The organism is Hyphomonas sp. BRH_c22 (genome assembly GCF_000961795.1).
Classification (GTDB): domain Bacteria; phylum Pseudomonadota; class Alphaproteobacteria; order Caulobacterales; family Hyphomonadaceae; genus Hyphomonas.
The window spans coordinates 30703-50678 of record NZ_LADU01000108.1 but is presented as its reverse complement, the minus strand read 5'-3'; the positions used below and the strand labels follow the sequence as shown (position 1 = coordinate 50678).

20 protein-coding genes and 1 tRNA gene are annotated in these 19976 nt (G+C 62.1%); 11 read left to right on the top strand and 10 right to left on the bottom strand.

Translation table 11 applies throughout. The features are described from left to right. On the bottom strand, positions 1–912 hold the full coding sequence (locus VR74_RS15095) for a crotonase/enoyl-CoA hydratase family protein (protein WP_045698201.1): 912 nt from the start codon (positions 910–912) through the stop codon (positions 1–3). Between the two features lie 151 nt (positions 913–1063). On the opposite strand from VR74_RS15095, the gene VR74_RS15090 reads away from it, so the two are divergent. The 5 genes from VR74_RS15090 to VR74_RS15070 all read left to right on the top strand — a co-directional run bounded on the left by VR74_RS15090 (position 1064) and on the right by VR74_RS15070 (position 5978). Next, a complete protein-coding gene (locus tag VR74_RS15090; RefSeq protein ID WP_045698200.1) occupies positions 1064–2365 on the top strand; it encodes an amidohydrolase family protein in 1302 nt (433 codons plus the stop codon). Beyond that, positions 2365–3345 carry a sterol desaturase family protein gene (locus tag VR74_RS15085; protein WP_045698198.1) on the top strand — a complete coding sequence of 327 codons (981 nt, stop codon included), beginning with the start codon at positions 2365–2367 and terminating at the stop codon, positions 3343–3345. The genes VR74_RS15090 and VR74_RS15085 overlap by 1 nt, the downstream gene beginning before the upstream one ends. Beyond that, positions 3342–3740 carry a ketosteroid isomerase-related protein gene (locus tag VR74_RS15080; protein ID WP_045698196.1) on the top strand — a complete coding sequence of 133 codons (399 nt, stop codon included), beginning with the start codon at positions 3342–3344 and terminating at the stop codon, positions 3738–3740. The genes VR74_RS15085 and VR74_RS15080 overlap by 4 nt, the downstream gene beginning before the upstream one ends. Positions 3741–3766: 26 nt before the next feature. After that, the gene (locus VR74_RS15075; protein ID WP_299950772.1) at positions 3767–4321 is read left to right on the top strand and encodes a GNAT family N-acetyltransferase; all 555 of its coding nucleotides are present in this window, start codon (positions 3767–3769) and stop codon (positions 4319–4321) included. A 109-nt stretch (positions 4322–4430) separates the two neighbouring features. Then, a complete protein-coding gene (locus tag VR74_RS15070; RefSeq protein ID WP_045698193.1) occupies positions 4431–5978 on the top strand; it encodes an acyl-CoA synthetase in 1548 nt (515 codons plus the stop codon). A gap of 73 nt (positions 5979–6051) precedes the next feature. Here VR74_RS15070 and VR74_RS15065 read toward each other — a convergent pair whose 3' ends face one another. Next, the gene (locus VR74_RS15065) at positions 6052–6408 is read right to left on the bottom strand and encodes a DUF4870 domain-containing protein (protein ID WP_045698248.1); all 357 of its coding nucleotides are present in this window, start codon (positions 6406–6408) and stop codon (positions 6052–6054) included. A gap of 141 nt (positions 6409–6549) precedes the next feature. Here VR74_RS15065 and VR74_RS15060 point away from each other — a divergent pair, with 141 nt between their 5' ends. The 3 genes from VR74_RS15060 (at position 6550) to VR74_RS15050 (ending at position 9905) form a co-directional block, all read left to right on the top strand. After that, entirely contained in the window at positions 6550–7005 is a 456-nt protein-coding gene (locus VR74_RS15060) for a MaoC family dehydratase (RefSeq protein WP_045698192.1), read from the top strand. A 190-nt stretch (positions 7006–7195) separates the two neighbouring features. Beyond that, positions 7196–7606 carry a peptide-methionine (R)-S-oxide reductase MsrB gene (gene msrB, locus VR74_RS15055; RefSeq protein ID WP_045698191.1) on the top strand — a complete coding sequence of 137 codons (411 nt, stop codon included), beginning with the start codon at positions 7196–7198 and terminating at the stop codon, positions 7604–7606. 73 nt (positions 7607–7679) lie between these two features. Continuing rightward, positions 7680–9905 (top strand): S9 family peptidase, encoded by a 2226-nt coding sequence (locus tag VR74_RS15050; RefSeq protein WP_045698247.1) that lies wholly within the window; start codon positions 7680–7682, stop codon positions 9903–9905. Between the two features lie 19 nt (positions 9906–9924). Here VR74_RS15050 and VR74_RS15045 read toward each other — a convergent pair whose 3' ends face one another. Beyond that, positions 9925–10251, bottom strand: a complete 327-nt coding sequence (locus VR74_RS15045) for a GFA family protein (RefSeq protein WP_299950769.1) — start codon at positions 10249–10251, stop codon at positions 9925–9927. Between the two features lie 153 nt (positions 10252–10404). Next, a tRNA-Pro gene (locus VR74_RS15040) sits at positions 10405–10481 on the bottom strand. Positions 10482–10611: 130 nt separating this feature from the next. Here VR74_RS15040 and VR74_RS15035 point away from each other — a divergent pair. Then, positions 10612–11082: a DUF1203 domain-containing protein gene (locus tag VR74_RS15035; protein WP_045698246.1), complete on the top strand. Its 471-nt coding sequence runs from the start codon at positions 10612–10614 to the stop codon at positions 11080–11082. On the opposite strand, the gene VR74_RS15030 is transcribed toward VR74_RS15035, so the two are convergent. The 5 genes from VR74_RS15030 to VR74_RS21160 form a co-directional block, all read right to left on the bottom strand. Continuing rightward, entirely contained in the window at positions 11079–11558 is a 480-nt protein-coding gene (locus tag VR74_RS15030) for a MerR family transcriptional regulator (protein WP_045698188.1), read from the bottom strand. The genes VR74_RS15035 and VR74_RS15030 overlap by 4 nt on opposite strands. Positions 11559–11578: 20 nt before the next feature. Then, positions 11579–11872 carry an integration host factor subunit alpha gene (locus VR74_RS15025; RefSeq protein WP_045698186.1) on the bottom strand — a complete coding sequence of 98 codons (294 nt, stop codon included), beginning with the start codon at positions 11870–11872 and terminating at the stop codon, positions 11579–11581. A gap of 138 nt (positions 11873–12010) precedes the next feature. After that, positions 12011–12982 (bottom strand): beta-ketoacyl-ACP synthase III, encoded by a 972-nt coding sequence (locus VR74_RS15020; protein WP_045698184.1) that lies wholly within the window; start codon positions 12980–12982, stop codon positions 12011–12013. 25 nt (positions 12983–13007) lie between these two features. After that, complete coding sequence (gene plsX, locus VR74_RS15015; RefSeq protein ID WP_299950766.1) at positions 13008–14042, bottom strand: phosphate acyltransferase PlsX; 1035 nt, start codon at positions 14040–14042, stop codon at positions 13008–13010. 93 nt (positions 14043–14135) lie between these two features. Continuing rightward, positions 14136–14684: a ubiquinol-cytochrome C chaperone family protein gene (locus tag VR74_RS21160; RefSeq protein WP_299950763.1), complete on the bottom strand. Its 549-nt coding sequence runs from the start codon at positions 14682–14684 to the stop codon at positions 14136–14138. A 73-nt stretch (positions 14685–14757) separates the two neighbouring features. On the opposite strand from VR74_RS21160, the gene bamE reads away from it, so the two are divergent. Together bamE and katG are read left to right on the top strand one after the other, a co-directional pair. Further along, positions 14758–15237 carry an outer membrane protein assembly factor BamE gene (gene bamE / locus VR74_RS15005; RefSeq protein WP_045698182.1) on the top strand — a complete coding sequence of 160 codons (480 nt, stop codon included), beginning with the start codon at positions 14758–14760 and terminating at the stop codon, positions 15235–15237. Between the two features lie 233 nt (positions 15238–15470). Further along, positions 15471–17645, top strand: coding sequence for a catalase/peroxidase HPI (gene katG / locus VR74_RS15000; protein ID WP_045698181.1), 2175 nt, complete (start codon positions 15471–15473; stop codon positions 17643–17645). Between the two features lie 87 nt (positions 17646–17732). Here katG and VR74_RS14995 read toward each other — a convergent pair whose 3' ends face one another. Then, positions 17733–19883, bottom strand: coding sequence for a sodium-translocating pyrophosphatase (locus VR74_RS14995; protein ID WP_045698178.1), 2151 nt, complete (start codon positions 19881–19883; stop codon positions 17733–17735). Between the last annotated feature and the right edge of the window lie 93 nt (positions 19884–19976).

Sequence of the window (19976 nt, the reverse complement as noted above, 5' to 3'; positions counted from 1 at the left end):
CTAGTCGTTGCCGCCAATCCAGGTGAATTCCGGATCTTCCCACCATGGGAAGAAGTTCGGCATGCCGTCGGACACTTTCACCGGGTATTCCGGCTTGCGCTTCTCGAGGAAGCTCATCACGCCTTCCTTGGCGTCCGGTGTCTTGCCGCGTGAATAAATGGCAGCCGAGTCCACGATGTGCGCCTCCATCGGGTGGCTGGCGCCCAGCATGCGCCACATCATCTGGCGCGTGAGCGAGGTGGAGACGGCCGCCGTATTGTCGGCGATCTCGCGGGCCATCGCCTTGGCGACGTCCAGCAATTCGGCCTGCGGATGCACCGACAGGACAAGGCCGCCGGACAGGGCTTCGGACGCCGGGAAGACGCGGCCGGAATAGCACCAGGCCAGCGCCTGCTGGATGCCGACGAGGCGCGGCAGGAACCAGCTGGACGCCGCTTCCGGGTTGATGCCCCTTCGGTTGAACACAAAGCCGAAGCGCGCATTGTCCGATGCGATGCGGATATCCATTGGCAGCTGCATGGTCACGCCGATACCCACGGCGGCGCCATTGATTGCGCCGATAACGGGCTTGAGGCTGTCGAAGATGCGCAGCGTCACACGCCCGCCGCCATCCCGCTGGATGTCAACATCAGCCGAGCGGCCTTCCTCGCCGGACGTGGCGCGGGCATCATAATCGAACGTCTTGGCGCCCTCAGACAGGTCTGCCCCGGCACAGAAGGCGCGGTCGCCTGCGCCCGTCACAATCACGGCGCGCACACTGTCATCCGCGTCGGTAATGTCGAACGCCTCGATCAGTTCGTACATCATCTTGCCGGTAAAGGCGTTCATCTTTTCGGGGCGGTTGAGCGTCAGGATGGCAATGCCGTCCTCGATATCCAGGATAATCTGCTCAAACTTTTTCGGCTGTGCCATGTCGTATCTCCCTTGGGGCAATCGTTGGCCCCACACTGCCCGCCCGTCAGCTAAGGTCAAGCGCGCCGCAGGGGAAACCAGCCCCCGGCTTGACCGGCTGGTGATTTCATCCTGATAGTTGCGCCAAATCACAGCTGAACAGAGTACCTTCATGACATTTTCCCGACTCCTCCTTGGCGCCGCCGCCATCGCCATTAGCGCTGCAGCGCACGCAGACCCTGTCTATGTAAAGGCAGGAACGCTTATTGATCCGGTCACGGGCAAGGTGTCGAAGGACGCCGCACTCGTCATCGACGCGGGCAAAGTCATTGCCGCAGGCACCCAGCGTGCGACGAAGGTGCCCAAAGGCGCGACGGTGATCGATCTTGGCGGCGAAACAGTCATGCCCGGCTTTATCGACATGCACACACACCTGACCGGCGACGCGGAAACCGGCCCTTACGAATCGCTCGGCCTGTCCGACGAGCGCATGGCCATCACCGGCGTCAAGAATGCGCGCAGGACACTGCTGGCCGGCTTCACGACCGTTCGCAATGTCGGCGCTGAAAGCTATGGCGACGTGGCCCTGCGGGATGCCATCAACGACGGCGAGGTGCCCGGCCCGCGCATGTTCGTTTCCGGCCCGCCTGTCGGCATTACCGGCGGGCATTGTTCGGACATCAACCTGCTTCCGTCCGAATACCGGCTCGAAGGGGAAGGCGTGGCCAATGGCCCCTGGGAAATGCGCGCCAAGGTGCGCGAGAACATCAAGTATGGTGTCGACCTGATCAAGACCTGCTCAACGGGCGGCGTCTTCTCCAAGGGCACCAGCCTCGGCGCCGCGCAGGGCACGCTGGAAGAGCTGACGGCGGCAGTCGAGGAAGCCCACGCCCGCGGTCTGAAAGTGGCAAGCCACGCCCATGGCACGGTCGGCATCCGCAACGCCATCCTGGCCGGTGTCGACACGGTCGAGCATGCCAGCATCCTGGACGCTGATACAATCGAACTGGCAAAGGAACGCGGCGTCTATTTCTCCATGGACATCTACAACACCGAATACACGCTGGCCGAAGGCGAGAAGAATGGCGTGTTGGCTGAATCGCTGGAGAAGGAAAAATCGATCTCGAAAATCCAGCGCGACAGCTTCACGGCGGCCCACAAGGCCGGCGTGAAAATGGTCTTCGGGTCAGACTCAGGCGTCTATCCGCATGGCGACAATCCGAACCAGTTCTCGCGCATGGTCCAGTTCGGCATGACGCCGATTCAGGCGATCACGGCCGCCACGGCAACCTCCGCCGAGGCGCTTGGCAAGGCTGGCCTGCTCGGCTGTCTCGATGTCGGTTGCGCGGCGGACCTTGTCGCCGTCACCGGTGATCCGCTCAAGGACATTTCCCTTCTCGAAAACGTCAACTTCATCATGAAGGATGGCCACGTCTACAAGCAGGGCGGCGCCATCATCGCCGAGCCGAAATAATGCCTGAATGGCTCGCAACCATACAGCCGACAACGCTTGCTGCGCCCGTCTTCCTCATTTCCGTCATATGGGAATGGTGGGCGGTCCGGACGGGACACGCGAAGGGCAACTACGAGACCCGGGACGCCCTGGCCTCCCTGGCCATGGGCACCGGCAGCGTCGTCGTCAACACGCTGACAGGCATGGTCACGATCTGGCTGATGATGCTGGCCTGGCCCTACCACCTGTCCATCTCGGCGATTTCCGGCTGGGGCTTCGAAGGCATTCCGTTCACCTGGTGGAGCGTTCTGCTGGCCTTCGTCCTGTATGACTTCACCTATTACTGGAAGCACAGGCTGGCCCACCGCATGCGCTGGTTCTGGATGGAACATGTCACCCATCATTCCAGCACGCACTACAATCTCACCACAGCCCTGCGCCAGCCCTGGTACGGGCCGTTCACCGGGCTGATCCTGCTAGGCGTGCCCATGGTGCTGATCGGCTTCCATCCCTACATGATCTTCTTCGTCGGCGGCCTGAACCTGATCTACCAGTTCTGGATCCATACCGAAGCCATCGACCGGATGCCACGCTGGTTCGAGGCGGTGTTCAACACGCCGAGCCATCACCGCGTGCATCATGGGATCAACCCGCGCTATCTCGATTCCAATTATGCCGGTGTCTTCATCACGTGGGACAAGATGTTCGGAACGTTCGTGTCGGAACTCGAAACCGACAAGCCGGTCTACGGTATCGTCAAGCCCCTCGGCACGTTCAACCCGTTCATCATCGCCTTCCATGAATTCGGCGGCCTGCTGCGCGACTGCACCCGTGACGGCCTGCGGCCTGACCGCTGGATCCGGCGCGCGATCAACGCGCCCGGGTGGAGCCCGGATGGCCGGCATAACCGCTCTGCCGAACTCAAGGCCATCTATGTCGCACACCATCCGGAACAGGCTGGCACGCCCGGCCTTCCACCAGCAGGAACGCATGCAGCATGAGCCCGTCCGACCTGATCGCCCGCTATTATTCCGCCTTCAACGCCAAGGACTGGGACGGCATGCTGGCCTGCGTCAGCGACAATCTCAGCCATGATGTCAATGAGGGCGGGCGGCGCGGCGGGAAGGAAAAGTTTGCGGCCTTCATCGCGCACATGGACGAATGCTACGACGAGACCCTCACCGGTCTCGCCATCATGGTTTCGCCGGATGGCAGCCGCGCGGCTGCCGAATTCATCGTCAACGGCGTCTACAAAAAAACCGATGATGGGCTTCCGCCAGCCAACGGCCAGGAATACCGCCTGCCCGCAGGCGCCTTCTTCGAGATCAGCGATGACGAAATCACGCGGGTGACCACCTATTACAATCTCCAGGAATGGATCCGACAGGTCACATGATCGTGCAGTCATTGACAGGTGCGGACATGGAACAGGCCCTGCCTGCCCTTGCCCGCCTGCGCATCAATGTCTTCCGCAGCTTCCCCTATCTCTATGCTGGGACCGAAGACTACGAACAGGACTATCTGCGCAGCTTTGGCACCGCACTGGATGCGTTCATCGTGGTGGCCGAGACAGACCATGGCAACATTGTCGGATGCGCCACCGGGTCGGCCCTGACCAGCCATCACGCAGAATTTGCCGATCCGCTACGCAAGGCCGGCTTCAACCTCGCCTCGACATTTTATTTCGGCGAGTCTGTCCTGCTGCCGGCCTATCGAGGACGGGGGCTCGGCCACGCCTTCTTCGACGCCCGTGAAGCCCACGCCATCTCCCGTGGCTACACATCCGCCTGCTTTTGCGCCGTCGACCGCCCGCCTGGCCACCCCCAGCGCCCGCCCGCCTATCGCCCGCTGGACGCATTCTGGACCAAGCGCGGCTACAACCTGCTGCCGGACACGACCTGCACGTTCGACTGGCCCGAAAGCGAGGGCGGCCCGCCCGTATCGCACCTGATGCACTACTGGCTGCGCCGCTTCTGAGGTTTCCCTTGCGTCGGCAGTGGACGCAGGATGCAGGTCGGATAAGTTTGGCCAAACCATCCGGCAGGCGCCGTGAACGGCGCCGCCAGTCCAACGGAGCGAAACGCAGATGCACCCCTTCCATCACGCCAGGACCCGGCCTGACCACCCCGCCTACACCATGGCTGGCAGCGGCGAGGTCGTCACCTTCCGCCAGCTCGACGAACGCTCCAACCAGATCGCCCATGCGCTGCGCGAAGCCGGATGCCAGCCTGGCGATACGATCGCCCTGTTTGCCGAAAACTCGGCGCGGTACTTCGAGATCTGCTGGGCCGCCCAGCGTTCGGGCCTGTATTACGTCTGCATCTCGTCGCGCCTGACCACGCCGGAAGTGCAATACATCGTCGAGGATTCCGGCTCGAAGCTGCTGATCGCGGATGCCCACAAATCCGCCGTCGCAAAGGACGTGAAGGCCGTCACCAAGCTTGACGCCTACTGGTCGATTGACGGTGATATTGCGGGCTTCACGCCGCTGGAAACGCTGCGGAGCAAATTTCCCGTCATGCCAATCCCGGACGAGATGGCTGGCACCGACATGCTCTATTCATCCGGAACGACCGGCCGACCCAAGGGCATCCGCCCGCCGCTGGAGCGAGGCCTGCCCATCGACGCCGACAACGTGCTCGTGCAGATCTGCCGCGGCCTTGCCGGCGTCACGGAGGATTCCGTCTACCTGTCACCTGCTCCCCTCTATCATGCCGCGCCGCTGCGCTGGAGCATGTCAATGACGAAGCTCGGCGCGTCACTCGTCATCATGGAGAAGTTCGATCCGGAGGCTTACCTCCAGCTTGTCGAGAAATACAAGGTGACGCATTCCCAACTTGTCCCGACCATGTTCGTGAAGATGCTGAAGCTCCCGCCGGAGGTGCGCGAGAAGTATGACGTCTCCAGCCTGCAATTCGCCATCCACGCCGCCGCGCCGTGCCCGATCCCGGTCAAGCAGCAGATGATCGAATGGTGGGGGCCCATCATCGACGAGTATTATGCCGGCTCCGAAGGCAACGGGATGACCTGGGTCAAGTCCGCCGACTGGATGACCCACAAGGGCACAGTGGGCAGGCCCGTACACGGCGTGGTCCATATCTGCGACGAGGAAGGCAATGAAGTGCCGGTCGGCGAAGAGGGCCAGGTCTATTTCAGCGGCACGGTGCCGCCGACCTATCACAATGATCCCGACAAGACCAAAGGTGCCCTCCACGCGAAGCACGCCGACTGGTCATCGCTGGGCGATGTCGGCAAGCTGGACGAGGACGGCTTCCTCTACCTGACAGACCGCAAGGCGTTCATGATCATTTCCGGCGGCGTGAACATCTATCCGCAGGAATGCGAGAACATCCTCATCACCCATCCGAAAGTCGCCGACTGCGCAGTGATCGGCGTGCCGGACGAGGAATTCGGCGAGGCCGTGAAGGCCGTGGTCCAGCCGATGCCCGGCCAGGCTCATTCGCCGGAACTCGCCGCCGAACTGATGGCGTTCTGCCAGGCCAACCTGTCGAAGATCAAATGCCCCAGGAGCATCGACTTCGACCCGGAATTGCCGCGCCATCCGACTGGCAAGCTCTACAAGCGCCTGATCCGTGACAAGTACTGGGGCAATTCCCAGAGCCGCATCGTCTGAACAGGGCGCCGAAGTGAAAACAGCCGCCCCGGAAGGAGCGGCTGTTCAATGCGTGACGTCCAGTGATACCGGATCAGAACAACCAGCTGCCCGGATTCTCGATTGCCTGGCCAGCGGACAGCGCCTGCATGCCCTTGACGCAGCGGATGATGTACCAGACCAGCGCAGCGAGCAGGATCAGCACACCGATCAGAACGGCCGTCAGCACAACGCCGATCACGCTGTAAAGCAGGCCCTTCCAGAAAATGTTGATCTGGTTGTTGTAATGGCTCTCCAGCACGGCATCGCCCTTGCCCTTGCCCAGATAGGCCATGATGACGCCGACGATCGGCGTGATGCCGACCACGATGCCGACGAGGTAGAGAATATAGATCAGGTTGGCGTTGCCCCTGGTGTTCGGATCAACGGAAATCTGGTTCGGATCAGTCATGTGCGTCTCCCATTTCAGCCCATTCATGCAGTATTTGCGAGAATCAGCCCTAGGTCCAGCGAATTGACGCTTGGTAAACCTTGCCGGAATGGCCTGCCCGCGCCAGAACTAGCGCCAGCAGAAACTCTGGAGGAAATCCCCATGGCCAATCCGAAAAAAGTCGCGTTTGCCGACCTTGAATCCCTTGCAGGCACTGAAGTCGGCGTGTCCGACTGGCACACAATCGACCAAGACCGCGTCAACATGTTTGCCGAGGCCACCGGCGACCACCAGTGGATCCATGTCGACGTCGAGCGGGCCACCAAGGCCATGGGCGGCCCCATCGCGCACGGCTTCCTCACGCTCTCGCTCCTGCCCATGCTCGGCTCCGAAGTGCTCAACGTCTCGGGCGTGACGCGCGGCATCAATTATGGCTCTGACAAGGTCCGCTTCACCAACATGGTGCCGGTCGGTTCCAAGGTCCGCCTTCGCCAAAACTGCAAGTCCGTCACCGAAAAGTCGGGCGGCAAGCAGATGATCATGGAAAGCACGGTCGAAATCGAAGGCCAGGAACGCCCGGCCCTCGTCGCCGAATCGATCACGGTTCTCTACGGCTGACCGGCAGGCCCCGCTGAATGATTTGCCCCATCTGGAGGGGCAGGAATGGGAGGCCAGCCGGGCTTCCCATTTTCATGTCAGGCATACGCCAATCATTGCTCCCGGCCTGGCTGGCAAAGGATGGCCACCATCGTTGGCGGTATCAGCAGGACGGCCTATATAGAGGACAAACCCGGCACAGGAGGCTCCCATGTCTGCCACAGGCACCAAAATCCAGCGTTCAGACCGCGAATGGCGTGACGTCCTCACGGATGAGGAATTCCGCGTCGGCGTGAAGGAAGGCACCGAACGCGCTTTCACCCCCGGCAATTACGAGGGCGAGAAGCGCAAGGGCAACTATCACTGCAAGGGCTGCGACACCGTGCTCTGGTCGTCCGAGCACAAGTTTGACAGCGGCACCGGCTGGCCGAGCTACTGGCAGCCCGCCTCCGAAGGCGTCGTCGCCACCAAGACAGACTTCAAGATGATCATCCCCCGCACAGAATGCCACTGCGCCATCTGCGGCCTGCATCAGGGCCACGTCTTCAAGGACGGCCCGCCGCCGACCGGCGAGCGCTGGTGCATCAACGGTGTGGTTCTGGACTTCCAGCCAGCCGAATAGGTCTGGACAGGCGCAGGCGCGCCTGATCCACTCCACCCGAATTCAACGCCTCAACATGACAGGAGCCGGCCGCATGCGCCTTTCAATTCTTCTCGCCAGCGCAGCCACGGCTGCCCTTCTGACCGGATGCACCATGACAGATACCAAGCCTACCGAGACCGTGGCTGAAACACCGGCCGCAACGCCCGCGCCCCAGCCTCCGGTCGCTGAGCGCATTGACCACGAGATCACGCAGGTGAACCGCACCCGCAATGATCCCTATAACTGGATGAAGGATGATAACTGGCAGGAAGTCATGCGCGATCCAACCGTGCTGCGCGCCGACATCCGCACCTATCTGGAGGCCGAGAACGCCTACACCAAGGCCGTGCTGGAAGAGCCGACAACGGCGCTGCGCGACGAACTGTTCAAGGAGATGCGCGGCCGCATCAAGGAAGACGACAGCACCGTCCCGGAAATCGATGGCCCGTGGGCCTATTACACCCGCTACCGGCAGGGCGGCGAGTATCCGATCATTGCCCGCCGGCCGGCGGTTGACGCCTTCAATCCCGAAGCAACCGAAACCATCCTCCTGGACGGTGATGCGATGGGCAAGGACAAGGAGTATTTCTCCTTCGGCGGCATCGACACCAGCCCCGACCACAAGCTGGTTGCCTATTCGGTCGATACCCAGGGCAGCGAATTCTACAAGATCCATATCCAGGACATTGAATCCGGCACTGAAACCGCCGCCGTGATCGACAATGCCTATGGCAGCTTCGAATGGTCCGCCAACGGACAGGCCATCGTATGGGTGCATCGCGACGAGAATGCCCGCCCGGACGCCGTCTACCAGCGCAACCTTGCCACCGGCGAAGACACGCTGCTCTATGAAGAGAAAGACCCGGGCTTTTTCGTCGGCATCGACAAGAGCGCCAGCGAAGAGGTGATCTTCATCAATGCCTCCGGCCACACGACATCGGAAATCCACTGGTTCAAGGCCAGTGAACTGAACCCCAACCTGCGCACGGTGGCGCCGCGCCAGACCGACAATGAATATTCCGTCGTCCATTGGGACGGCCAGTTCTATATCTCCACCAATCTTGATGGCGCGGTCGACTTCAAGATCATGAAGGCGCCGATGGAGGCCACCTCCCGCGACCAGTGGGAAGAGGTCATCCCGCACCGTCCCGGCACGCTCCTGCTCGGCATGCAGCCCCAGAAAGACTATCTCGCCCGCATGGAGCGCGAGAACGGCCTGCCACGCATCGTCGTGCGGGCCCGCGCCGACGGGGCAGAGCACCAAATCAGCTTCGATGAAGCCGCCTATGATCTCGGCCTCGACAGCGGCTATGATTTTAACACACCCATCCTGCGTTTCGATTACGCCTCGCCCACCACGCCGGACCAGGTCATCGACTATGACCTCACCACGCGCGAGCGCACCCTGCGCAAGACACGCGAAGTGCCCTCCGGCCACAATCCGGACGATTATGTCTCGGAACGCGTGATGGCGCCGTCATGGGATGGCGCGCTTGTGCCGGTCACGGTGCTGCGGCGCAAGGATACGCCCGTCGACGGGTCTGCCCCACTCCTGCTCTACGGCTATGGCTCATACGGCATCACCATCCCGGCAGACTTCCGCACCGGCCGCCTCAGCCTCGTCGATCGCGGCTTCGTGTACGCCATCGTCCACCCGCGCGGCTCAATGGCCAAGGGCTATCAATGGTATCTCGACGGCAAGCTCGAGAAGAAGACCAATACGTTCAAGGACTATATTGCCGCCGGCCAGTTCCTCGTCGATCAGGGCTATTCGTCGAGGGGCAAGCTGGTCGGCCATGGCGGATCGGCCGGTGGCCTGCTGATGGGCGCCGCGGCGAACATGGACCCGGAACTCTTCGCGGGCATCATCGCGGCTGTGCCCTTCGTCGATGTCGTCAACACGATGTCGGATGAGAGCCTGCCGCTGACACCGCCGGAATGGCCCGAATGGGGCAATCCGCTCACCAGCGAGACTGATTATGACATGATCGCGTCCTACAGCCCGTATGACAACGTCACCCGCCAGCCCTATCCGGCCATGCTGATCACCGGCGGCCTGTCCGATCCGCGTGTCACCTATTGGGAGCCCAGCAAATGGGCAGCCAAGCTGCGCCACGAGGCCCCCGAAGGCGGCCCCTACTTCCTGCGCATCAACATGGAAGCCGGCCATGGCGGCGCCTCCGGCCGCTTTGAGGGCCTGAAGGAAACCGCGATCGAATACGCCTTCGCCCTCGCCGCCGTCGGCAAGACGGACGAACTGGATCTGGAGAAGAAATAGGTAAGATGCCGGGCCTGTCTCAGCCTTCGTGCTGGGGCAGGCCGTCGGCGATGTCGTAATAGTCGCCCTTGTAAGCGACGAAGATATGAATGTGGAGACGTGTCTGCGTCGGCGTGTCGAATGCACCCATGGCAACGCCGATCCAGTCACGGTGGGGCGGATCAAAGAACAGTGACGAGCCGCAGGTGGCGCAAAAACCGCGTCTCACCTTTTCGGACGACTGGTACCAGCTGACCTTGTCCTCACCATGAACTGTCAGGCGATTCCTCGGCACATCCGTCGAGGCAAAGTAGTGGCCGGAATGCTTCCGGCACATCGTGCAATGGCAGGCGTCAGGCGGCGGCATATGGCTCGTCTCCTTCATGCACTATGACCTCGGATACGTTGACCTCGAGCAGAGAACCCTGCAGACAATCGACAACCCGTTCGGAGCAAAAGTGTAACCCATCTCTCCGGTACATACTGTTACCTATGTGTCCGGGCCGGACAACGCGAAAAATGGTCGGAGCGATAGGATTCGAACCTACGACCCCTCGCCCCCCAGGCGAGTGCGCTACCGGGCTGCGCCACGCTCCGACTCTGGCGGCTTGTAGCCAAGCCACCGGCCTTCCGCAACAAGTGAATGCCGCTTTTGGTCACCGCAGGTTTCAGGTGGCTTGCCCCGGCTGCAACAGGCACCCTGTCTCCCATCCCGATGGAGACAGACATGACCTTCCAGATAGTGCCGCTGCCCGCAGCCCCCTTTATCCCGCTCTTCAGCCTCAGCGATCAGGAACTCGCCGCCCGCCGGGCCCGGCGCGTGATGGTCGATGCGCACCCCGGCTATCCCTGCCGGGTCAGTCTCGCCGATGCCGAAGTGGGAGAAACCGTCATCCTGCTGAACCATGAGCACCTGCCCGCCGATACGCCTTACCGGTCCAGCCACGCCATCTATGTCCGTGAAGGCGCAAGCCCGTACACGCCGCCGCCCGGTACCGTGCCGGACGTGATCGCGCGGCGCCTGATCTCCGTGCGCATGTTCGACGCTTCGGGCAACATGCTCGCCGCAGACGTCAAGGAGGGAACACTACTGGCGCCTGTGCTCGAAGCGGCCTTTGCCGACCCCACGGTCAGCTTCATCCACCTGCACAATGCCCGGCAGGGCTGCTATGCGGCGAAGGTTGTCAGCGCCGCCTAGGCTGCGCGCCTGACCCGCATGGCGTCGAGCCGGGCCTTCAGATCGGTCAGGCCGACCAGCGCCCCTTCGAGCCGCTCCTGGCGCTCTGGCGCGGTTTCGGATGGAATCTCGGTATTGAACGCCTTCGCAACCGTCTGCTGCAGCTCGCGCGCCGGGCTGGCGGCCGTCGTGCCATGGCCCAGTGTTGCGGCGCCCGACAGCACGGCCTGGAGGCCCTGTTCGGCCAGCAGCGATTTGGCGCCTTTCAGCGTCAGGCCGCGCTCATGCACCAGGATCTGGATCGCGCGCAGGGCGTCAATGTCCTGAGGGCGGAACAGGCGGCGGCCATCGCTTCGCTTGACGGGTTTGACGTCGCGCGGAAACTTGGATTCCCAATAGCGCAGGACATGCGTCTCCAGACCCAGTTCGGCGGCCGCCTCGCCAATCGAACGAAAGGCCGTGGCTGATTTCTCGATGCGGTTCCGGGTGGCAGTCATGTCGCTATCCTTCTTGTGGGTCAGCCCTTGTCGACGCGGGACTTGAGCATGGGGGATGGGCGGAACGTCACCACGCGGCGCGGCGCGATCACGGCTTCTTCGCCTGTCTTGGGGTTGCGGCCTTCGCGGGCGGATTTTGACCGCACAACGAAATTGCCAAAGCGGGAGAGTTTCACTTCGTCTTCATGCTCGAGGGCGCTGCCGATCATGTCGAGTGTCCGGTCGAGCAGGTCCGAGGATTCCTGACGGGTAACGCCCACTTCGCGGACGATGGCATCAGTCACTTCAGCACGGGTCAGGGTCTGGTTGCTCATGAGGTTCTCTCGCCTTTCGTTAATGGATAGCCAATGAAACTTAACGGATTCCTAGCGAAACCGTCAGCTTAATTCGTTGAGATGTTTCGATTTGTCCGAAACGCGCCCAAAACTGTGGATCAATTTGAGGCCTATGCCTTAAAGGCGGAACAGGCTGGCGCCCCAGGAAAATCCGCCGCCCATCGCTTCAGACAGGATCAGGTCGCCCTTCTTGGCCCGGCCGGACCGAACCGCATGGTTCAGCGCCAGCGGAATGGACGCCGCAGACGTGTTGGCGTGCTCGTCCACCGTGATCACGACCTTCTCTTCGGGAATTCCGATTTTCTTGGCCACGCCGTCGAGGATGCGCTTGTTGGCCTGGTGCGGCACGAACCAGTCGATATCCTCGGCCGTCAGGCCCGTCTCGTCGAGCACGGCCTGGATCGCCGAGGAAATATTGGTCACCGCATGCTTGAAGACGCGATTGCCCTCCATGCGTACATGGCCGATCGTGCCGGTCGAACTGACGCCGCCATCGACATAGAGCAGGTCGGACTTGGTGCCGTCAGTGCGGATATGGTGGGTGATGATCCCGGCATCGGCCGCGCCGGTCCATTCCTCGGCCTCGATGACCACCGCGCCGCCGCCATCGCCAAACAGCACCGCCGTGCCCCGGTCAGACCAGTCGAGAATGCGTGTGAATGTCTCCGCGCCAATCACCAGCGCCCGGTTGAACAGGCCCTGCTTCAGCATGCTGTCAGCCGTCGCGAGGCCAAACAGAAAACCTGAACATACGGCCTGAACGTCGAACGCAGCGCCGGCACCCGTGCCCAGCTTGGCCTGCACGGCCGTCGCCGTGGCCGGGAACGTCTGGTCCGGCGTTGTCGTGGCCAGCACGATCAGGTCGATGTCTTCGGGTTTGATCCCCGCTGCATCGAGCGCATTGCGGGCTGCCGCCGTCGCAATATCGGATGTCAGCTCACCGTCGGCCGCCACATGGCGCTGCTTGATCCCGGTTCGCTCGCGAATCCATTCATCGGACGTGTCGAGCATGGTCGACAACTCGACATTGGTCAGAACCCTCTCGGGAAGGTATCCGCCCGTGCCACGAATGAAACTGCGACGTGCCATCTAATTCCTTTCCATGCCGGCCGCCCTATTCGGCAGCCATGCCGCCTTCCCTGATGCGGGCCAGGTTTGCAAGTATCTCGTCCCGGTAATGGCTGCCTGCCAGGTTGGCCGCCAGCTGGCAGGCCTGTGCAAATCCACGCGCATCGGTGCTGCCATGACTTTTGACTGACACCCCGCGCAGGCCCAGCAGGACGCCGCCATTCACATTGCTCGGATCCATCTGCGCGCGCAGCTGTTTCAGCCCGCTCGACGCGAACACGGCGCCCAGCTTGGTCATCAGGCTGGCCATGAACGCCTCACGCATCCGGTTGCCCAGCATGCGGGCCACGCCTTCGCCCGCTTTCAACGCCACATTGCCGGTGAACCCGTCAGTCACGACGACATCAACGGCGCCCTTGGAAATATCGTCGCCTTCAACAAAACCGCGATAGTCAATGTCCAGCGTGGCCGCGCGCAGCCATTCATGGGCTTCGCGCACCTCGTCATGGCCCTTCATCTCTTCCGAACCGATGTTCAGGATCCCGATGGTCGGCTTTTCGATGCCGAGGGCCGCACGGGCATAGGCTTCGCCCATGATGGCAAACGTCACCAGTTGCGCCGCATCGGCCTCAAGGTTGGCACCGACATCCAGCACCACGGTGCGTCCGCGCATCGTGGGCCACAGCGCCGACATGGCCGGGCGGTGCACGCCTTCCATCTTGCGCAGGATCAGCATGGAGATCGCCATCAGCGCGCCTGTATTGCCAGCAGACACTGCCGCGCCCGCCTGCCCCGTCTTGACCGCTTCGATGGCGTTCCACATGGACGATCCCTTGCCCCGGCGCAGGGCCTGGCTCGGTTTCATGTCACTGGTGATAACGCTGTCGGAATGCACAATCTGGCACCGTCCGGCCAGCCCGGAATGCGCGGCAACCAGAGGCGCCAGCGCCGCTTCGTCGCCATGCAGAAGAATGCCAATATCGGCGCGGTCTGCCAGCAGGCTTGCCACACCATCGACCACCACGCCCGGCGCGGCATCGCCGCCCATGGCATCAATCGAGAGTATTGTGCCTTTAGCCATTCGGGCCTTCCAGATGCCTTGGAAACCAGATGTTCCCTGAGTGGCGGTGTTTACGGCGCGTCAGGGGGGTTGGCAACGCTGCGCCTGTACCTGCTAAGGGATTTTTGGCAGGTCCTGCCAGGCGGGGTTGCCCGCCAGTATCTCGCTATCGGGCTGTTGTTTCAGGCGATCTGCGAGGCGGATCAGATATGTTGCCAGCCCGGCCGCCTTTCCCTTTTGCGTGACGCCATTGCGTTCCAGAACGCCGATGAGGGCTGATTCCCGGTCGGCATCGTCCAGCGCGGCAGATACGGCCTTGCCCAACCCGTAATGCGCCTCGGCCAGCTTGCGCACCTTGCGGGCAATCGAGGAATCGCCAACGCCCTGTTCGCGAAAGGCGGCATCGAACCCGTCCAGCACACGCCCGTTCAGCGTGGCGGTGATTTTCGCCGATTCGGCCCCGGCAATGGCGTTGATCCGCCGGATCACCAGTGCCGCATGGAGGGTGACCATCTGCGCGCGCGCCTCGAACGTGTCCGTGACGTCTCCCGCGAGATAGAAATCCGGGGCCAGTGCGGCTTTCATCAGGCCGTCATAGGCCTGTCCGGCCGCTGCCTTGCGGGCCCGGCGCCGCGCCAGCCAGCCGATTGAAAATCCCGTCACCATGTACTCCTGTGTTGCCAAGGGGGGGCTGCAACCGCTAGGTCTTTCGCGAAGCCTTATCAGGAGTTTCTCCATGTCGCGACGTGCGATTTTGGCCATTGGCCTTCTCATCCTGCCCCTCACGGCGTGCCTCACGCCGTCGCGGGACTTTCACGGCTATGTGGCAGACGATGCCCAGCCGCGAGACATGAAGCCGGACGAGGACACACGCTCCTCCGTGCTCGCCCAGCTGGGCAGCCCGTCAACGGAAAGCGTGTTCGACAACAAGACCTGGATCTACATGACCGACGTTCAGGAACGTGTCGCCTTCTTCAAGCCGAAGGTCACCAAGCGGTCGGTTACCGCCATCCGCTTTGGCGAGGATGACAAGGTCGACGAGGTGCTCGAATACGACGTCGACGATGGCGAAGTCATCAATTATGCCGCGCGCGAGACGCCAACCCGTGGCCGCGAACTCGGACTCTGGGAGCAGATCTTTGGCACGGTCGGCGGCGTACGCCTGCCGAACTCTGAGGAAGCCACTCCGGGCAACCCGACCGGCCGCCGCCAATAGCGCTGGCCTCCACCGCCCATTGATCCCAGGCCCTGGAACCCCGGTTCCGGGGCTTTTTCATTTCTGTCCGTTGTGTACTCGTGGCCCGGATGCCCATGCCTGCAGGCGAATGCAAACCTATAGACGTTCTCTATAATTCGATTCCCCATAATCGATTGGATCAATGGCGCCGGAAGGCGTATCCTCGCGCACAAGGCGAGTGGGCCGCAAGATAACAGCAATGGGAGAGCAAAATGGACGGAAATGATATGGCAAGTGCCGGCAAGTGCCCGGTGATGCATGGCGGGATGACCGCCATCGGCAGGACGGTCATGGAATGGTGGCCCAACGCGCTCAATCTCGACATCCTGGGCCAGCACGATACGAAGACCAACCCGTTGGGCAAGGGCTTCAACTATCGTGAAGAGCTCAAGAAGCTGGACGTGAAGGCCCTCAAGCAGGACCTGAACGACCTGATGACCGACAGCAAGGAATGGTGGCCGGCCGACTGGGGCCATTATGGCGGCCTGATGATCCGCATGGCCTGGCACGCAGCCGGCTCCTACCGCCTGTTTGACGGCCGCGGTGGCGGCGGCACGGGCAACCAGCGCTTTGCCCCGCTCAACTCCTGGCCGGACAATGGCAACCTCGACAAGGCGCGCCGCCTGCTCTGGCCGATCAAGAAAAAATACGGCAACAAAGTCTCCTGGGCCGACCTCTACATCCTCGCCGGCAACGTCGCCTACGAATCCATGGGCTTCAAGACGTTCGGCTTCGCCTTCGGCCGCGAAGACATCTGGGCACCTGAAAAGGACGTCTACTGGGGTTCGGAAAAGGAATGGCTGGCTGACAGCGTCCTTCGCTATGCCAATGCCGAAGACCCGACTTCGCTCGAAGCGCCGCTTGGCGCCGTCCATATGGGCCTGATCTACGTCAACCCGCAGGGCCGCGACGGCAAGCCTGATCCGCTCAAGTCCGCCCATGACGTGCGCGTCACCTTCAAGCGCATGGCCATGAATGACGAGGAAACAGTCGCCCTCACCGCTGGCGGCCACACGGTCGGCAAGGCGCATGGCAATGGCCTGGAATCCAATCTCGGCCCTGCCCCGGAAGCGGCACCGATCGAGGAGCAGGGCTTCGGCTGGATGAATCACAAGACCCGCGGCATCGGCCGCGACGCCGTGACCAGCGGCCTTGAAGGCGCCTGGACCACCCACCCGACCCAATGGGACAATGGCTATTTCGACCTCCTGCTGAACCATGAGTGGGAACTGAAGAAAAGCCCGGCCGGCGCATGGCAGTGGCAGCCTGTCGACATCAAGGAAGAGGACATGCCCGTCGACGTCGAGGATCCCTCGATCCGCAAGATGCCGATCATGACCGACGCCGACATGGCGATGAAGATGGACCCGGAATACCGCAAGATTTCCGAGCGTTTCTACAATGATTTCGAGTATTTCTCGGAAACCTTCGCGCGCGCCTGGTTCAAGCTGACCCACCGCGACATGGGCCCGAAAGCACGCTATTTCGGCCCCGAAGTCCCGCAGGAAGACCTGATCTGGCAAGACCCGGTCCCGGCCGGCAATGCCAGCTATGATGTCGATGCCGTGAAGGCGAAGATCGCCGCCAGCGGCCTGTCCATCAATGAGATGGTCTCGACAGCCTGGGACAGCGCCCGCACCTATCGCGGGTCAGACATGCGGGGCGGCGCCAATGGCGCCCGTATCCGCCTTGCCCCGCAGAAGGATTGGGAAGGCAACGAGCCGGTCCGGCTTGCCAAGGTTCTGAAAGTCCTCGAAGGCATTGCCGCCAGCACAGGCGCCAGCGTGGCGGATGTCATCGTGCTCGCCGGCAATGTCGGCATCGAGCAGGCCGCGAAGAAGGCTGGTGTCGATGTGAAGGTGCCGTTTGCACCGGGCCGCGGCGATGCGACGGCCGAGATGACGGATGCGGAATCCTTTGAACCGCTGGAGCCCATCAATGACGGTTACCGCAACTGGCAGAAGGCGGAGTATGACGTCAGCGCCGAGGAGCTGATGCTCGACCGCACACAGCTTCTCGGCCTGACGGCGCCGGAAATGACGGTTCTCGTCGGCGGCATGCGCGTCATGGGCACCAATCATGGCGGCACCAGGCACGGCGTGTTCACTGACAAGGAAGGCGCGCTGACCAATGACTTCTTCGTCAACGTGACCGACACGGAAAATTACTGGAGGCCGTCAGGCAACGGCATCTACGAAATCCGTGACCGCAAGACGGATGCCGTGAAGTGGACAGCGACACGCATGGATCTCGTCTTCGGATCCAACTCGATCCTTCGCGCCTATTCCGAACTCTATGCCCAGGATGACAGCAAGCAAAAGTTCGTCGACGACTTTGTTGCCGCCTGGACCAAGGTGATGAACGCGGATCGTTTCGACCTCGCCTGATCTCCCCCAAGAGGCAGGTCCCCGATTCAGGGAAAAGCCCCGGCGCATATGCACCGGGGCTTTTTTTATTTGCGTACGGAGCGCGCCTTAGTGCGCGGCAAGAACCGCCAGAAGCAGCAAGGCCACGATGTTCGTGATCTTGATCATCGGGTTGACGGCTGGTCCGGCCGTGTCCTTGTAAGGATCACCCACCGTATCACCGGTCACGGCAGCCTTATGGGCTTCAGAGCCCTTGCCGCCATGATGGCCGTCTTCGATATACTTCTTGGCATTGTCCCAGGCACCGCCGCCCGAGGTCATCGAGATGGCCACGAACAGGCCGGTCACGATCACACCCAGGAGCATGGCACCGACAGCTGACAGGGCTGCACCGGCCCCGGCGATCACGAAGATCACACCGAACAGCACGATGGGCGACAGCACAGGCAGCAGGGACGGCACGATCATCTCCTTGATCGCCGCCTGCGTCAGGATATCCACGGCCCGGCCATAATCAGGCTTCACTTCGCCTTTCATGATGCCCGGCATTTCGCGGAACTGGCGGCGCACTTCCTCGACCACCGACTGGGCAGCGCGCCCGACGGCCATCATAGACATGCCGCCGAACAGGAAGGGCAACAGGCCGCCAAACAGCAGGCCAACCACGACGTACGGACTGGAGATCGAGAAGTCGACCACGACATTGTCGAAGAAGGTTCCCGGGTCGGCCTGAGCGATGAAGTATTTCAGGTCTTCCGAATAGGCCGCAAACAGGACCAGCGCGCCGAGGCCCGCAGACCCGATGGCATAGCCCTTGGTCACCGCCTTGGTCGTATTGCCGACCGCGTCCAGCGCGTCGGTCGTCTTGCGCACGTCCGATGGCAGTTCAGCCATTTCCGCAATGCCGCCGGCATTGTCCGTCACCGGACCGAAGGCATCGAGAGCCACGATGATACCGGCGAGCGCCAGCATGGTCGTCGTGGCAATCGCGATTCCGTAGAGGCCCGCGAGATTGAACGTGAGCAGGATGCCCGCCATGATCGTGATCGATGGCAGCGCCGTCGACTCGAGCGAGACAGCAAGCCCCTGGATCACGTTCGTGCCATGGCCCGACTCCGACGCCTTGGCGATGGAGCGCACGGGACGGAACTTGGTCTCGGTATAGTAGGCCGTAATGTAGACAATCAGCGCGGTCACGACGAGGCCCGTGACGCCGCACAGGAACAGGTCGAAACCGGTAATGTCGCCCACCATGCCAAGCCGCGCACCGGCTTCGTTCAAGACACCGAACCCGTTGGGCAACACGCTGCTGATGGCGATGGCCAGACCGCCAACCGACAGAACGCCGGTCACGATGAGGCCCTTGTAGAGCGCCCACATGACATCCGTGGACCCTTTGCTGAGGCGCACGAAGAAGGTGCCCACGATCGAGGTGATGATACACACGGCGGCAATCGCCAGCGGCAGCATCATCACGGCGGAAATGTCCGGCGATCCGGCGAAGTAGATGCCGCCCAGAACCATGGTCGCGACCAGGGTCACGGCATAGGTTTCGAACAGGTCAGCCGCCATGCCGGCGCAGTCGCCGACATTGTCGCCGACATTGTCCGCGATGGTGGCCGCGTTGCGCGGGTCATCTTCCGGGATACCGGCTTCCACCTTGCCCACCATGTCACCGCCGACATCTGCACCCTTGGTGAAGATACCGCCGCCAAGGCGCGCGAAGATCGAGATAAGCGAGGCACCAAAGCCCAGTGACACGAGCGCATCAATGACGTGCCGCTTCTCGTCACGTACCGACAGGTCCAGCCCGAGCGGGCCGGTCAGCAGGCCGTAATAGAGAACGATCCCGAGCAGGGCGAGGCCGACCACGAGCATGCCGGTGATCGCACCAGACTTGAACGCCAGGGCAAGACCGGCGCTGAGGCCGCTCTTCGACGCTTCCGTCGTGCGCACATTGGCGCGGACAGACACGAGCATGCCGATGAAACCTGCAGCGCCCGACAGGACGGCGCCGAGGATGAAGCCGACAGCGGCCATCCAGCCGAGCAGAACGAGCAGAATGACGGCAACAACGGCGCCGACAATGGCGATCGTCCGGTACTGGCGCTTCAGGTAGGCGTTCGCGCCTTCCTGAATGGCCAGGGCTATTTCACGCATTCGTGCGTCGCCTGACGGGGCCTTCATGATCGAATTGATCTGAAGGTAACCGTACAGGACCGACACAACGCCTGCGGCGAGTGCTATATAAAACCACATGGGTACTTCCTTCCTTCCCTGAGTCTCTTTGCGGGTCCGGGTTTGCCCCGGATCTCCAAAACCTGGTTATTATGGGTAAATGCCTGCCAGCCC

Coding starts and splice junctions, on each gene's coding strand:
- bamE (WP_045698182.1), top strand. CDS start 14,758: ATGTCGCGACGTGCGATTTTGGCCATTGGCCTTCTCATCCTGCCCCTC.
- VR74_RS15080 (WP_045698196.1), top strand. CDS start 3,342: ATGAGCCCGTCCGACCTGATCGCCCGCTATTATTCCGCCTTCAACGCC.
- VR74_RS15025 (WP_045698186.1), bottom strand. CDS start 11,872: ATGAGCAACCAGACCCTGACCCGTGCTGAAGTGACTGATGCCATCGTC.
- VR74_RS15045 (WP_299950769.1), bottom strand. CDS start 10,251: ATGCCGCCGCCTGACGCCTGCCATTGCACGATGTGCCGGAAGCATTCC.
- VR74_RS15070 (WP_045698193.1), top strand. CDS start 4,431: ATGCACCCCTTCCATCACGCCAGGACCCGGCCTGACCACCCCGCCTAC.
- VR74_RS15085 (WP_045698198.1), top strand. CDS start 2,365: ATGCCTGAATGGCTCGCAACCATACAGCCGACAACGCTTGCTGCGCCC.
- VR74_RS15030 (WP_045698188.1), bottom strand. CDS start 11,558: ATGACTGCCACCCGGAACCGCATCGAGAAATCAGCCACGGCCTTTCGT.
- VR74_RS15090 (WP_045698200.1), top strand. CDS start 1,064: ATGACATTTTCCCGACTCCTCCTTGGCGCCGCCGCCATCGCCATTAGC.
- VR74_RS14995 (WP_045698178.1), bottom strand. CDS start 19,883: ATGTGGTTTTATATAGCACTCGCCGCAGGCGTTGTGTCGGTCCTGTAC.
- VR74_RS15065 (WP_045698248.1), bottom strand. CDS start 6,408: ATGACTGATCCGAACCAGATTTCCGTTGATCCGAACACCAGGGGCAAC.
- VR74_RS15020 (WP_045698184.1), bottom strand. CDS start 12,982: ATGGCACGTCGCAGTTTCATTCGTGGCACGGGCGGATACCTTCCCGAG.
- VR74_RS15075 (WP_299950772.1), top strand. CDS start 3,767: ATGGAACAGGCCCTGCCTGCCCTTGCCCGCCTGCGCATCAATGTCTTC.
- plsX (WP_299950766.1), bottom strand. CDS start 14,042: ATGGCTAAAGGCACAATACTCTCGATTGATGCCATGGGCGGCGATGCC.
- VR74_RS15060 (WP_045698192.1), top strand. CDS start 6,550: ATGGCCAATCCGAAAAAAGTCGCGTTTGCCGACCTTGAATCCCTTGCA.
- VR74_RS15035 (WP_045698246.1), top strand. CDS start 10,612: ATGACCTTCCAGATAGTGCCGCTGCCCGCAGCCCCCTTTATCCCGCTC.
- msrB (WP_045698191.1), top strand. CDS start 7,196: ATGTCTGCCACAGGCACCAAAATCCAGCGTTCAGACCGCGAATGGCGT.
- VR74_RS15050 (WP_045698247.1), top strand. CDS start 7,680: ATGCGCCTTTCAATTCTTCTCGCCAGCGCAGCCACGGCTGCCCTTCTG.
- VR74_RS15095 (WP_045698201.1), bottom strand. CDS start 912: ATGGCACAGCCGAAAAAGTTTGAGCAGATTATCCTGGATATCGAGGAC.
- katG (WP_045698181.1), top strand. CDS start 15,471: ATGGACGGAAATGATATGGCAAGTGCCGGCAAGTGCCCGGTGATGCAT.